This is a genomic window from Aliivibrio sp. A6, assembly GCF_028765505.1.
In the GTDB taxonomy this organism is placed as follows: Bacteria; Pseudomonadota; Gammaproteobacteria; order Enterobacterales; family Vibrionaceae; genus Aliivibrio; species Aliivibrio finisterrensis_A.
In genome coordinates, this window is the sequence record NZ_JARACR010000014.1 from 30354 (window position 1) to 44632 (window position 14279).

Below are 14279 nucleotides of genomic sequence, written 5' to 3' on the forward strand. Positions count from 1 at the left end.
GTCCTCAATTTACTAAAAAACTGGCGCTATTTAGCGCCAGGAAGAAAACTTGATGTATCCTTTAAGTAATCAAAGAACCACGCAATTACAACCTTAAACTGAGGTATTAATTGCGATTGCTTCCACCACTCTGAATCTGATAATGATGTAAAGGCATCACTGAAGAATAGAACCGCTGCAATAATTAGCACGCCCCTTAATCCACCAAAGACAATCCCTAAAATCCTATCTGTTCCTGACAACCCTGTTTTTTGTACTAATTGACCAACAACATAGTTAACAACAGCACCAACAATTAAGGTTGCCACAAACAAGGCAGCTATCGCACTGCCATTTCTTATCATTTCATCATGTATATTTGTAAAATACGCTGCTAATTTAGGATAGAAGTTACTGGCAACAAAAAAGGCACCAAACCATATCACTAATGACAATGCTTCTTTTACAAATCCTCTAACCAAACTGATTAAAGCTGATAGGCTAATAACACCTAAAATGACAAAATCGATCCAAATCATAATTTATCTTTTCTCTGTTGCTGCGCATTTTAACAGAAAAATCCGCTACGCAAACGTTTTCTTATGGGTTTAGTGGTGTAAATTTAAGCAATTGACCATTTAAGCCAGTTATTTCTTTTAATTTCGGTAGTTGTTTTTCAAGATCCGATTTTGAAATATCTGGGCCAACAGCAACTCTCACTAAATCTCCTTTCTGAGGTTCTTTAGGGAAAGTATGCGCCTGGAAACCTTGCTTACGTAATTTAAGCGCTAGATTTTGAGCATTATCTGCATTTCTAAACACGCCAAGCTGGATTATCCATGCGCTTTTTGCGTAATCAATTTTCGGTGCTTCAACTGCTGGTTTTTTCTCTACAATGTGAAGTACTTCTTTTTCCGGCTCTGCTTCTGTCGACTCAATGGTCACCTCTACAGGCTCCCCTGGAAGTTCAGCATCAAAATCTACTGGCTCTTGTATCTCAAATTGCTCTACATCTTTAGAGAGCTCTGGTTTAATTGGAATGCTTGCAAATTCTTCTTGGTAGTGTTTTTTCTTACCATCAAATACATCAGGTAAAACAATTACCCCAATAGCAACCAATATAATAGTTCCGACTAGACGTCGCTGAAATGGACTAGACACTTATGTTCCTTATGCTTCTTGTTTCCAGTAATCCCATACCTCACCAACCGTATGGAAAGAACCGAAGACTAAAATTAAATCATCATTTTCAGCCTGTTGTAAGGCTACTTTAAAAGCATCAACTGGTGATGAATATTCTGTTATTTCTTCTGATAAAACCGCAGTTAACTCACTTGCATTCGCTGCTCGTGGGCCAGATAAAGATGCAGGATACCAAACATCAATCACTCCCGTGAACTCACTCAAGGTCGATTTAATGTCTTTATCATGCAACATGCCGACTACTGCATGTACTTTCTTATTTGGGAAACGCTGTCTTATTTGTTGTACGAGATAATTTGCTGAATGTGGGTTGTGCGCAACATCAAGAATAATTGTTGGCTCAGCTTCTCCGTTACCACGACTTAAACGCTGCATTCGGCCCGGTAAACTAGCCAGTTTCAAACCTTCGACAATATTCACATCACTCAGTTCTAATCCAGACGTACCTAACGCCATTATCGCTGTTGCTGCATTCGCTAAAGGTAAATTTGGTAACGGTAAGTTATCTAGATCAAACGCCCCACTTTTCCATGTCCATGTTTGTGTCTCAGGATTCACGCTATAATCAAACTGGTAGCCTACTTGATATAAATCCGCTCCGATGTCATCAGCATGAGCTGCGACACTTGATGGAGGATTTGGTTGGCCACAGATCGCTGGCTTTTCAGAGCGGTAGATCCCTGCTTTTTCAAAACCAATCACTTCAATGTCATCACCAAGCCAATCAACATGATCAACCGCGAGACTCGTGATAATAGAAACGTCATGATCCACCACATTTGTCGCATCTAAACGCCCGCCTAAGCCAACTTCTAAAAGGACAACATCCACTTGATGTGCTTTAAACGCCCACAAAGCAGATAGCGTTCCGAACTCAAAAAGACTTAATGATGTTTCTTTACGCCATGCTTCAATAGCAGCAAAAGATTGAGAGATAAGAGAATCAGATAAATCGTTACCATTAATACGAATACGTTCGTTATAACGAATAAGGTGAGGGGAGCTATAAACACCAACACGATAGCCCGCATTAATTAAAATAGATTCCATTAATGCACAGGTTGAACCTTTACCGTTCGTTCCTGCAACTGTAATTACCGTTGATGCTGGTTTTGTTAATTTTGCTCGTTGTGCAACACGCTGAACGCGCTCAAGGCCTAAATCAATTGCACTTGTATGAATGCTTTCTAAATAACGAAGCCACACCGATAAATCAGATGTGGCTTTCGGAGAATCAAATGATGTCATAATTCAACTACTTCACTGACGGAATAGAGTGACAGTATATATGACTTAGGGTGCTGTTTTAAGTAAGAACTAGCAACCTTGCTCGCATTTGATTTAATTTTTACTTTGCACCGTCAACAGGAACAACTAATGGCGATGACTGGTTTGTCATTTTAGCCATTAAGCCACCAATACGTTGACGCATTTCACGACGATCAACAATCATGTCTATCGCACCATGCTCAAGTAGGAATTCACTACGTTGGAAGCCTTCCGGTAGATCTTCACGTACCGTTTGCTCGATAACACGACGACCAGCAAAACCGATTAGGGCTTTTGGTTCACCGATATTAATATCACCTAGCATTGCTAAACTTGCAGATACACCACCCATTGTTGGGTCGGTTAATACTGAGAAAAATGGTAGGCCTTTACGAGACAAACGTGCAAGAGCAGCACTTGTTTTTGCCATTTGCATTAGAGACATAAGTGCCTCTTGCATACGTGCGCCACCACTTGCTGAGAAACATACAAGAGGACAGTTATTTTCAATTGCAGCATCTACCGCTTTAACAAAGCGAGCACCAACAACAGAGCCCATTGAACCACCCATAAATGAGAATTCAAATGCACAAGCAACAACTGGAAGCTCTAATAGAGTCCCTTTCATTACCACTAACGCATCAGTTTCATTACTTGATTTTTGCGCAGCAGAAATACGATCTTTATAACGCTTTGAGTCTTTAAACTTCAAAACATCTTTTGGTTCTAGCTCTTGGCCAATTTCCACACGACCTTCAACATCTAAAAATGTTTCTAAACGTTTACGTGCTTTCATGCGCATATGGTGGTCACACTTAGGACACACTTCTAGGTTACGCTCTAACTCTGCAGAATATAGAACCTGTTCACATGACGTACATTTCGTCCAAACCCCTTCAGGGATCGATGCTTTACGTGAACTAACAATATTGCTTGTATTAAAAATCTTTTCAAGCCAACTCATGGACGACCTTTCTATTAGTGATCTCTCGCACCATCGCAAGAGAAATAAATTCAATTAATTAGATTAAACCATAAATAACAGCCAGTGTAGATAAAAAACTGGTTGTACCTATTTTCAATATTGAACCTACATCAACTTTTTGTTTATTAAATAGACGTATTTAATATAGATGTAATATCAGTTATCAGCTAAAAATAATGGGCCTAGTGGTACTCGCGGTAGTTCCCACTCCTGCGGATAATCAACATCAATGAGATATAGTCCTTCTGCTTTTGCTGTTGCTCCGGCTAATTTACGGTCTTTCGCTTCTAGTAGCCACTGTATCCATTCTGGTTTTTGTTTGCCTTTACCAACCTGAATTAAACTGCCAGTAATGTTACGAACCATGTGATGAACAAAGGCATTTGCTTTAATATCAATAACAATAAAATCACCATGACGAGTGACTTTAAGGTGCATTAAATTACGCCAAGGACTACGAGATTGGCAGTGTATTGCTCTAAAAGAAGTAAAGTCATTCTCACCGAGTAAATACTGCCCAGCTTGATGCATTAGGTCTGCATTTAACGGTTCGTGATAATGACTAACACCGTGCCCTAAGATTGCTGGACGAAGACGGTTGTTGTAAATAATATATCGGTAACGTCGCGCTGTTGCTGTAAAACGAGCATGGAAATCTTCGTTCACTTCCTTTGCCCAACGAACGGCGATGTTCTTTGGCAAATTAGCGTTCGCTCCCATCATCCATGCTGCGAGTTTGCGAGTGCTTGTTGTATCAAAATGAACAACTTGTCCGGTGCCATGCACACCAGCATCCGTTCTACCTGCACACATCACTTCAATTGGTTCATTTGCAACAATTGTTAAGGCTTTTTCTAATTCCGCCTGGACGCTATTAACGTCTTTCTGACGCTGCCAACCATAGTAATCGGCACCATCGTATTCAATACATAAAGCTATTCGCATGAGATTTGATTCTTTTTATTCAATTATACGTCATTATAAAAAAAGGCGGGGCTCACTGCCACCGCCTTTTTTAAGATTGTTTTCTTAAAGTTAGCCTAGTTGTTTCATTAATTTTTCAGCTTCAACTTTTAGTTGCGCATCATCACTGCGAAGAACCTCTTCAAGTAACTCTAAAGCACCTTTATCATCAGACATTTCAATATAGGCTCTTGCTAAATCAAGCTTACTTTGAACGTCACTATTTACATCAACATCATGAGAGCCTACGTTACCTAGCATATCGGGAAAGTCATCTAACCCAACATCTAAATTAAGGTCTTCTTCTTCGAAGGTTGATTTATCTCCGTTTTCAGTTTCTGCAATTAATGCTTCAATACTTAAAAAGCGATCATCACCATGGGGATCATTAGCGAAGTTTGGTTGTTCTGCCCAATCTTCATCTTCCACCTCAGAGTCCATGCTTGATGTATTATCAAGATTGAATCCACTCCAATCGCTAGCACCATCATCAATCATGCTATCAATGTCTAAACCAGCACTATCTAAGTGAGTTAACGCTTCTTTTTCTTCATCTGACACTCGTGAATGAAAATCAAAGGGCGCGACATCTTTCTCATCTTCAACAGTTAATGACTCTTCTGATTTGTCGTCTTCGGTGGTATCAATATCGTCTTCTAAAGCAGCTAACGCATCTTCAATCGATAATCCTTCCAGATGATCTTCATCTGCTTCTTCATCTAAATCATCATTAGGCTGTGAAAAATCAACCGCACTACTTTCTAAAAAATCATCTAATGAGAAATCATTTTCATCAAGATCATCTTCAATTTCTGACGCACTATCTACAGCTAGAGTTTCTTCCTCAAGGGCATTTTCTGTTATCGCATCTTCTGCTAACAGATCGTCTTCTAACTCAATTTGCTCTTCAGTCTGAAGTTCATTCAACTCTGTTGCTTCTAAAGACTCATCAAGATCAAACGAGAAATCAGTATCTTCATCTAACTCAGACTCTGTATTCTCTTCGATGTCTGCTTCTTCAGTTTCTAGTGAAAGCGTTGTTACTTCATCGGCTTCCAAGTCATCTTCTAAATGAGCAAATACGTCTTCTTCCGCCTCTGTCTCTACGACTAACGGCGCTTCTTCAGTAACTACTTCTTCTGTTAACAGATCGTCTTCTAGCTCAATTTGCTCTTCAGCTTGAAGTTCATTCAACTCTGTTGCTTCTAAAGACTCATCAAGGTCAAACGAGAAATCAGTATCTTCATCTAACTCAGACTCTGTATTCTCTTCGATGTCTGCTTCTTCAGTTTCTGGTGAAAGCGTTGTTACTTCATCGGCTTCCAAGTCATCTTCTAAATGAGCAAATACGTCTTCTTCTGCCTCTGTCTCTGTCTCTACGACTAACGGCGCTTCTTCAGTAAGTACTTCTTCTGTTAACAGATCGTCTTCTAGCTCAATTGGCTCTTCAGCTTGAAGTTCATTCAGCTCTGTTGCTTCTAAAGACACATCAAGATCAAACGAGAAATCAGTATCTTCATCTAACTCAGACTCTGCACTCTCTTCGGTTTCTACTTCTTCAGTTTCTGGTGAAAGCGTTGTTACTTCATCGGCTTCCAAGTCATCTTCTAAATTAGCAAATACGTCTTCTTCTGCCTTTTCTAATGAGTTATCAAGATCCAATGATGATTCTGGTTCTGAGACTAACTCTGACTCAAACAATGGGATATCATCGATTTCATCATCTTCAGCTTCAACTAGCCAATCTTCATCTCTAGGCGTGTCTTCTGAAAGCGATTCTGATGCTGCTACACCTTCAACGTCAACATCATCGCCAGTCTTTCCCAGCGCTTCATCATCCTCTTCAGAATCATCGCCAATTAGCTCATCTAATAGAGCAGTGCTGTCTTCATCAATCTTAATATCATCGTCGTCGTCACCTTCTGATAAGTACTCATCAAGTAATGAAGTGCTATCTTCATCAATTTCAATATCATCTTCATCAGTTAGTTCATCATCGTCACCCAGTAACTCATCCAACAATGATGTGCTGTCTTCATCAATCTCTAAATCAAGGTCATCTTCATCATCTGATTCATCTAACAGGTCATCTAATAATGCGGTACTGTCTTCATCAACATCTAAATCAAGATCGTCTTCATTATCTGATTCATCTAACAGATCATCCAATAATGCGGTACTGTCTTCATTAACATCTAAATCAAGATCATCTTCAATATTTAAGCTAGTGTTATCTTTATCATTTGAGTCATCCAATAACTCATTAAACATTTCTGTATCGCTATCCAAATCGATACTTTCAGAGTTTTCTTCTGGTTTATCTTCAATGCCTGAAAGCAATGTATCGAAATCTAACTCATCTTCAAGCGAATCACGGCTTGGCTCATCAACTAGTTTTGTTTCTTCTTTTTCATCAAGGTCCCAGCCTTGATCTAGTTCCGACTCTTCTTCATCCTCATCCATTGATGAGAACAAATCATCAAGCATTGATTGATCTAATTCTCCGCCCTCTAGATCTTCATTTTCTTCTAGTTCAGGGGTTGATTTATCAAGTGCTGAAAGATCAGAATCATCAATTAATGATAAGTCAAAATCATCATCTTCCGTTTCAAGATCGCTTTCTGAGAATAAATCACTGTCAAAATCATTAAGCGCTTTTTCCATCTCTTCAAGGCCTAATGCTTTTTCTTCCGCATCAACGGTTAATGCACTTGAAGACATATCAAGGTCATCGTCAAGATCATCTAAACTATCAAGGTCAAGATCATCAGATAGCATTGACTCTAAATCATCATCCTCATCTAATGAAGCAAATGGGTCATCATCATCTGAATCTGTTTTTTCTGTTTCAAATTCAGCAAACAAATCATCATTAGAGTCTGAGTCATCGTTTCCAAATAAGAATTCATCATCGTTGAGATCACCCAAGATATCGTCATCATCATCTAAGCTAATTTCTGGAATATCATCATCCATATTAAAATTATCTTCTGGCATTGCTAATGCAGACGGCAATGGTGTGTCTGACGAACTTTCTGTCGTTTCTTCGTCTTCTTCTTTCTTACGTCGAGAGAAGAAGAAAGCAATTAAGCCAGCAATAAGCGCTCCTGGAATAAGTGCAAGCAATGCAATTAAACCCGGGCTCGACGCTAAATTATCCATTGCGCTTGGTTCTGCTTTTTTCTCTGCTACCGCTAACTGTTTTTGTTCATTAATGAATTTTTCGACTTCATTTCGAATACGATCTTCATCACTTAATTCATTTTTTAAGTTATCAACTTCATGCTGTACTTCAGCTAATCGTACACGTAACTGATGATTATTTTCTTGAAGTGCGGTGAACTCTTGCTCTGTTGTCTCTAGTTCAGATTTTAGAGCAACCACTGAAGGAGCTGATTCAACAACTGGCTCAATTGATTTAACCGTGTTATTGACGGTTTTTGACTCTTGAATTTTCGTTTCTGTTTTAATTGGTGCTACTGTTGATTTTGGTTCTGTTTTTTCAACTTTAGCAATATGTTCAACTTTAGCTTCAGGCGCTTTTTTAACTACTGATTTTTTACTATGCGCAAGCAATAATTGTTTCGCATCATCTGTATTTTCACGACGAACTTGTTCTAATGTCGGTAAACGTAATCGGCTATTTGGCTCTAATCCATGAATGTTGTTATTTTCAAAAGCATGGGGATTTAAACGATAGATAGCTAATAAGGTTTGCTGAACTGATGTGGTATTCGATGGATTTACTCGACTTGCAATCGACCACAAAGTTTCATCTTCTCTTGTTGGCCCATACACTTTTGTCGGGGCCGCTGCCGATTGTTTTTCTAATGCTAAGTTTTGTGATGCAACAGTAGCGGTTCTTGTTGATTGTGATGGCGTCACTACCTGTGAACTGACGGTTTGATCCTTTCCTTCCGGACCTACAATTTGAATTGTACCCGCAGCGTTCGCAACCGAACACTGTGATGCAACGAATAACGCTAAAGGAGTCAGCGTTTTAAACATTTTTTTGGATGCGTCAGACACTAGAGATGCCTCTTAGTAAAATGAAAAAATTAATATCTGTATAACTATATCGGATAATAATAAAAAAACTGTAGCTTTTAAGCAAAAACTGTGTGGTTTATGGGAGAAAAAAGCCTTAGTTTTCACTAAGGCTATAATTCAAAGCAAACCATGCTCTTTATTTATAAAAGAACCGTCATATTAATCAGTAGTAATCGCGAATTAATACTTCTGCAATTTGAACCGCGTTTGTTGCTGCACCTTTACGTACGTTATCTGCAACAACCCACATATTAAGCCCCATTGAATGACTAATATCTTCACGGATACGAGCAACCATTACGTGGTCTTTACCTGTAGCATCACTCACTTGTGTTGGGTAGTCATTACCGTGGAATACTTCAATACCATCGGTTTCTTCAAGTAAACGTGTTGCTTCTACTGCATCGATAGGTGCACGAGTTTCAATATGAACGGCTTCAGCGTGACCATAGAACACTGGAACACGTACACAGGTTGGGTTCACAGTAATCGTATCATCTGCAAAGATTTTTTGTGTTTCCCACACCATTTTCATTTCTTCTTTGGTGTAGCCATTATCCATAAACTCATCAATATGAGGTAAGCAGTTAAATGCAATTTGCTTATCGTAAGCTTTGTTCTCTGCTGGTAAACCGTTTAATAGCTTCGCAGTTTGGCCCGCTAGTTCATCAATGCCCGCTTTACCTGAACCTGATACTGATTGATACGTTGATACGTTGATACGATCAATACCCACAGCATCATGAATTGGTTTTAATGCAACTAACATTTGAATCGTAGAACAGTTAGGGTTCGCGATAATGTTACGGTTACGGAAATCAACAAGTGCTTCTGGGTTTACTTCAGGGATCACTAATGGAATATCGTGATCGTAACGGAAGTGTGATGTGTTATCGATAACAACAACACCTGATTCCGCTGCAATTGGTGCCCATTTTGCAGAAAGTTCACTACCTGCAGAAAATAGACCAATTTGTACTTGGCTCCAATCGAACTCTTCTACGTTTTCAACGGTTAATGTTTTACCATTAAAACGAACTGTTTTGCCTTCACTGCGCTCTGACGCTAAAAGGTATAAATTGCGAACTGGAAAATTACGCTCTTGTAATACATCCATAATAGCTTCGCCAACGGCACCAGTTGCGCCAAGAATGGCAACATCAAATTCTTGAGTCATTAGACTTCCTCGATTGTAAATCCAAGTTGTTTTAACGGGGTTAAACCACAGTGTTTAGTTCCTGTGATTGTGATGGCACTGTATTCTCTTCTATCCCAATACTCTTTACGCATTTTATCAAATGCACCAGGTGTTGAGATTTCTGCTCTGAATATGGCATCATCTTTTCGCACATCATAGACTAACTGAATCAAATTGTGCAGTGTTGAATGATCCCATTGCTGATTTAGTGTCACATTAGGGATTGGGGCTATAGGTAATAACGCTTGTGGATCTGCGCGCTCTTCTCTATTTAAAAACTCACAATAAGAATTAAATATCATTGTGGTTCCACGAGCCTTTCCTTCTAATCCATACCCTGCAATATGCGGAGTAGCAAAAGAAAGTAATGGCAATAACGTCATATCAACGTCTGGTTCAAACTCAAACACATCTAATACCGCTTTAAAGCCGTCTTGTTTTAATAAGCGCTGTTTTAGTGCTTGGTTATCAACCACTGGGCCACGCGCTGCATTGATCACTATCTGGTCATTACGCAGTGCCGTGAGTCTTTTTTCATTCAGCAGGTGGTGAGTTGGAAATTCACCATCGCGGGTGATCGGCGTATGGAAACTAATAACGTCTGATTTTCCAAGTAACTCATCTAACGCGACAAATGAACGTTTGTCGCCTTCTTGCTCTTTAATTGGGTCATTAAGTAAGTATGGAATACCTAACGCATCAAGACATTTAGCTAAATAAGACCCTACTTGACCTGCACCAACAATACCAAACGTTTTATCAAAGATAGAAAAGCCATGCTGTTGAGCCAATACCATGACACAACTTAATACGTATTCTGCAACACCCACTTTATTACAACCAGGAGCTGCTGTGAAAAATATCCCTTTTTCTTTCAGCAAAGTTTGATCAACATGGTCCATACCTGCTGTTGCTGTGCCTACAAATTTAAGTTTATTGGCTTTTGAGATCAGCTCAGCATTCACTTTAGTTACAGATCGAATCATTAATGCATCAACATCAATTAAATCATCTGCTGTTAGTGTTCTTCCTGATTTAGCAACAACCTCACCTAGCTCACTAAATAGTTCAGCAGCATAAGGCATATTTTCATCAATCAATATTTTCATTTTTTAATCAGTTATCCTTTCAATTCATGAATTCAGTTTATCACTTCCGTAACAAAAAACAGGTATAAAAAAACCCAGCCAATTTAAGTGACTGGGTTTTACTATCTTTTTTTAGTGATTACGCGATTACGCTTCGTATTTCTTAATGACTAGCGTTGCGTTTGTACCACCAAAACCGAAGCTGTTAGACATAACGGTTGTTAGTGCTTGATCACGTTTTTCAGTTACGATATCAAGACCTTCAGCTGCTGGGTCTAATGTTTCAACGTTGATGCTCGGCGCGATAAAACCGTGCTCTAGCATTAGCGTTGAGTAAATAGCCTCATGAACACCGGCTGCACCTAGCGCGTGACCAGTCATTGCTTTAGTTGCAGAGATAGCAGGGCTATTCGCACCAAATACTTCTTGGATAGCGCCTAGTTCTTTTGCATCACCAACAGGGGTAGATGTACCGTGAGTATTCACGTAATCAACACTGTCTACGTTTTGCATTGCCATTTTCATACAACGAACTGCGCCTTCGCCTGATGGTGCTACCATGTCGTAGCCATCAGATGTTGCACCGTAACCTACGATTTCACCGTAGATTTTAGCGCCACGAGCAAGAGCGTGTTCAAGTTCTTCGATAACAACCATACCGCCGCCACCAGAGATAACGAAACCGTCACGGTCTGCATCGTACGTACGAGATGCTTTTTCTGGTGTGTCATTGTATTTTGATGATAGTGCGCCCATCGCATCAAACATCATCGTTAATGACCAATCTAGTTCTTCACCACCACCAGCAAACATTACGTCTTGTTTACCAAGTTGGATAAGCTCTACAGCGTGGCCGATACAGTGTGCAGAAGTTGCACAAGCTGAACTCATTGAGTAGTTCACGCCTTTAATTTTGAACGGTGTTGCAAGACACGCAGAAACCGTTGACGCCATTGTACGTGGAACCATGTAAGGACCAACACGCTTAACGCCTTTCTCACGCAAGATATCAACCGCATTTACTTGGTTTAGTGATGATGCACCACCAGAACCTGCAACAATACCTGTGCGTTCATTTGAAACTTGATCTTCTGTTAAGCCAGAATCTGCTACTGCTTGCTCCATTGAGATGTAAGCAAACGCAGCCGCATCACCCATAAAACGCATTTTTTTGCGATCAATGTGATCAGCAGGGTTCATTTTCAAATCGCCCCAAACATTACTGCGCAGACCCTTTTCAGCGAACTGCTCAGAGAAGTTAATGCCTGATTTACCAGCTTTCAGAGACTCTAATACTTCTTCTGCATTGTTACCGATACTCGATACAATGCCCATGCCTGTAATTACGGCTCTTTTCATGATTCTTTCCTAATAAGTCATAAATCTTGGTAGATAATAGCGAAGATAGCACAACAAAGTGGTCAGCTTTCCTATAAGTCGTTAAAATCCGACGTAGATTATCTTTAATGGTGCAAATTTATGTCACGAAATCACATTTTACCACAAAACAGCATCACAAATGCAATTCTTGATTGGAATGAATCTGGGACACCTATCTCAAATGATTTTGATGATGTGTATTTTTCTAATGATAATGGCTTAGAAGAAACACGTTATGTCTTCCTACAACAAAATAATCTTCCGCAACGATGGAAAGAATTTGATCAACGCCGTTTTGTAATTGGTGAAACCGGATTTGGGACTGGATTAAACTTTCTTGCTGTATGGCAGTGGTTCAAAGCATTCCGTTCACAATACCCTGACGCCCCTTTAAAAGAACTTCACTTTGTTAGCTTTGAAAAATTCCCTGTAACCAAAGCTGATTTAGTTAAAGCACATCAAGCATGGCCTGAACTGGCTGAACTCGCAGAGCAACTGCAAGAACATTATCCTGCTGCTGTACCTGATTGCCACCGTTTAGTATTAGAAGATGGCATGATCACGCTTGATCTGTGGTTTGGCGATATAAAAGATTGCATGCCTCAGATTTGGATGGACGATTCTGGTGTTATCGACGCTTGGTTTTTAGATGGTTTTGCACCAAGTAAAAATCCTGAAATGTGGAATCAAAATCTATTTAATAATATGGCAAGTCTTGCTAAAGAAGGCTGTACTTGCGCCACTTTTACAGCAGCTGGTTTTGTTCGCAGAGGCTTAATTGAAGCTGGCTTTGATATGAAAAAAGTCAAAGGCTTTGGACATAAACGCGAAATGATTGCAGGAACATTATCGGAACGTAAAGCCAAGGCTAATCATGAGGTTTGGTATGCACGCACGACACCCGAAAACATCACTGACGTTGCGATTATAGGAGGTGGTGTAGCCAGTGCAGCATTGGCGACAACATTGCTTCGTCGCGGTGTGAGTGTCACTGTTTACTGTAAAGATGATAAAGCAGCACAAGGGGCGTCAGGTAATAAACAAGGCGCGGTATACCCACTGCTTAATGAGAAATTCAACTCCCTTTCTCGCTTCTTTGCTCCAGGATTTATTTTTGCTCGTCAGTTTATCGACCAAGCCGCTAAACACGTAGAATTTGATCACGATTGGTGTGGCGTTACTCAGTTAAAATGGGATGAAAAATCCGCCAACAAGCTGAATAAAATGCTTGAGGGAAATTTCCCTAATGAACTTGTCTCTGCTTTTGATATCGACAAAACCAATCAAATGGTTGGCTTACCGATTAATATGGAAAGCGTCCACTACCCATTAGGTGGCTGGTTATGTCCAAAACAATTAACTCGTGGATTATTTGAACATTTATCAGAAAACCCACTATTTACTCTGCATAATAACGCTGAAGTGACGCAATTAACTCAAACGGACGATAAACAATGGAACCTTGTTCTTGGTGAAAAAACCAATAAACATCAAGCCGTTGTGGTTGCTAATGGGCACAGATTTACTGATTTTGAGCAAACTAAAGATATTCCAGCGACACCAGTTCGAGGGCAAGTGAGTCATATTCCTACAACGGAATCCTTGAAAAAGCTGAAAACGGTGTTGTGTTATGACGGTTACTTAACGCCTGAAAATACCAAGCATCAAAGCCATTGTATTGGTGCTAGTTATGATCGTCGTGATTTAGACTTAGCGTTTAAAGGATCAGATCAAATAGAGAATGGCGAACGCTTACATAAATGCATCCCTAACGAAGATTGGGTGAAAGAAGCTGATACGTCTGATAATTTAGCTCGTGTCGGAATTCGCTGCGCCAGTCGTGATCACCTGCCATTTCTTGGTAATGTGGTTCGTTTTGTGGATATGCAAGAAGAATACAAAAATATCTATAAGAAACGCCATTGGTTACGTGAAGCCAAAGATATCCCTGTTTATGACGGTTTATTCTGCATGCTGACATTGGGCTCTAGAGGATTAAGCTCTGCTCCACTATTGGCAGAAACATTAGCATCGCAAATAATGGGTGACCCAATTCCACTGCCAAACTCAGTACTTGAAGGATTGCACCCAGGGAGATTATGGGTGAGAAGGTTATTGAAAGGGAAGCCGTTGGATATTTAAACCCTCAAGATCAGAGCGGTCG

The 14279-nt window shown here is 39.9% G+C and carries 10 protein-coding genes; 1 reads left to right on the forward strand and 9 read right to left on the reverse strand.

Annotated elements, in window-relative coordinates:
* Positions 1–26: 26 nt before the first annotated feature.
* From PVK70_RS09960 to fabB, 9 genes are all read right to left on the reverse strand, one after another.
* A complete protein-coding gene (locus PVK70_RS09960; RefSeq protein ID WP_130048191.1) occupies positions 27–518 on the reverse strand; it encodes a CvpA family protein in 492 nt (163 codons plus the stop codon).
* Positions 519–579: 61 nt separating this feature from the next.
* The gene (locus PVK70_RS09965; RefSeq protein WP_130048192.1) at positions 580–1140 is read right to left on the reverse strand and encodes an SPOR domain-containing protein; all 561 of its coding nucleotides are present in this window, start codon (positions 1138–1140) and stop codon (positions 580–582) included.
* A 9-nt stretch (positions 1141–1149) separates the two neighbouring features.
* Positions 1150–2430: a bifunctional tetrahydrofolate synthase/dihydrofolate synthase gene (folC, locus tag PVK70_RS09970; protein WP_130048193.1), complete on the reverse strand. Its 1281-nt coding sequence runs from the start codon at positions 2428–2430 to the stop codon at positions 1150–1152.
* A 100-nt stretch (positions 2431–2530) separates the two neighbouring features.
* On the reverse strand, positions 2531–3415 hold the full coding sequence (gene accD, locus PVK70_RS09975) for an acetyl-CoA carboxylase, carboxyltransferase subunit beta (protein WP_130045489.1): 885 nt from the start codon (positions 3413–3415) through the stop codon (positions 2531–2533).
* Between the two features lie 177 nt (positions 3416–3592).
* Complete coding sequence (truA, locus tag PVK70_RS09980; RefSeq protein ID WP_130048194.1) at positions 3593–4381, reverse strand: tRNA pseudouridine(38-40) synthase TruA; 789 nt, start codon at positions 4379–4381, stop codon at positions 3593–3595.
* A gap of 90 nt (positions 4382–4471) precedes the next feature.
* Positions 4472–8428 carry a FimV/HubP family polar landmark protein gene (locus PVK70_RS09985; RefSeq protein ID WP_130048195.1) on the reverse strand — a complete coding sequence of 1319 codons (3957 nt, stop codon included), beginning with the start codon at positions 8426–8428 and terminating at the stop codon, positions 4472–4474.
* A gap of 184 nt (positions 8429–8612) precedes the next feature.
* Positions 8613–9626: an aspartate-semialdehyde dehydrogenase gene (locus tag PVK70_RS09990; RefSeq protein WP_130048196.1), complete on the reverse strand. Its 1014-nt coding sequence runs from the start codon at positions 9624–9626 to the stop codon at positions 8613–8615.
* Positions 9626–10756 carry a 4-phosphoerythronate dehydrogenase gene (locus tag PVK70_RS09995; protein WP_130048197.1) on the reverse strand — a complete coding sequence of 377 codons (1131 nt, stop codon included), beginning with the start codon at positions 10754–10756 and terminating at the stop codon, positions 9626–9628. Before PVK70_RS09995 ends, PVK70_RS09990 begins: the two co-directional genes overlap by 1 nt.
* 126 nt (positions 10757–10882) lie before the next feature.
* The gene (fabB, locus tag PVK70_RS10000) at positions 10883–12094 is read right to left on the reverse strand and encodes a beta-ketoacyl-ACP synthase I (RefSeq protein WP_069593894.1); all 1212 of its coding nucleotides are present in this window, start codon (positions 12092–12094) and stop codon (positions 10883–10885) included.
* A gap of 120 nt (positions 12095–12214) precedes the next feature.
* On the opposite strand from fabB, the gene mnmC reads away from it, so the two are divergent.
* On the forward strand, positions 12215–14257 hold the full coding sequence (gene mnmC / locus PVK70_RS10005; protein ID WP_130048198.1) for a bifunctional tRNA (5-methylaminomethyl-2-thiouridine)(34)-methyltransferase MnmD/FAD-dependent 5-carboxymethylaminomethyl-2-thiouridine(34) oxidoreductase MnmC: 2043 nt from the start codon (positions 12215–12217) through the stop codon (positions 14255–14257).
* The last annotated feature ends 22 nt before the right edge of the window (positions 14258–14279 follow it).

Bases quoted from the DNA above. Each gene is read 5' to 3' on its own strand.
- PVK70_RS09960 (WP_130048191.1), bottom strand. From the start codon at position 518: ATGATTTGGATCGATTTTGTCATTTTAGGTGTTATTAGCCTATCAGCT.
- folC (WP_130048193.1), bottom strand. From the start codon at position 2,430: ATGACATCATTTGATTCTCCGAAAGCCACATCTGATTTATCGGTGTGG.
- accD (WP_130045489.1), bottom strand. From the start codon at position 3,415: ATGAGTTGGCTTGAAAAGATTTTTAATACAAGCAATATTGTTAGTTCA.
- truA (WP_130048194.1), bottom strand. From the start codon at position 4,381: ATGCGAATAGCTTTATGTATTGAATACGATGGTGCCGATTACTATGGT.
- PVK70_RS09990 (WP_130048196.1), bottom strand. From the start codon at position 9,626: ATGACTCAAGAATTTGATGTTGCCATTCTTGGCGCAACTGGTGCCGTT.
- PVK70_RS09995 (WP_130048197.1), bottom strand. From the start codon at position 10,756: ATGAAAATATTGATTGATGAAAATATGCCTTATGCTGCTGAACTATTT.
- fabB (WP_069593894.1), bottom strand. From the start codon at position 12,094: ATGAAAAGAGCCGTAATTACAGGCATGGGCATTGTATCGAGTATCGGT.
- mnmC (WP_130048198.1), top strand. From the start codon at position 12,215: ATGTCACGAAATCACATTTTACCACAAAACAGCATCACAAATGCAATT.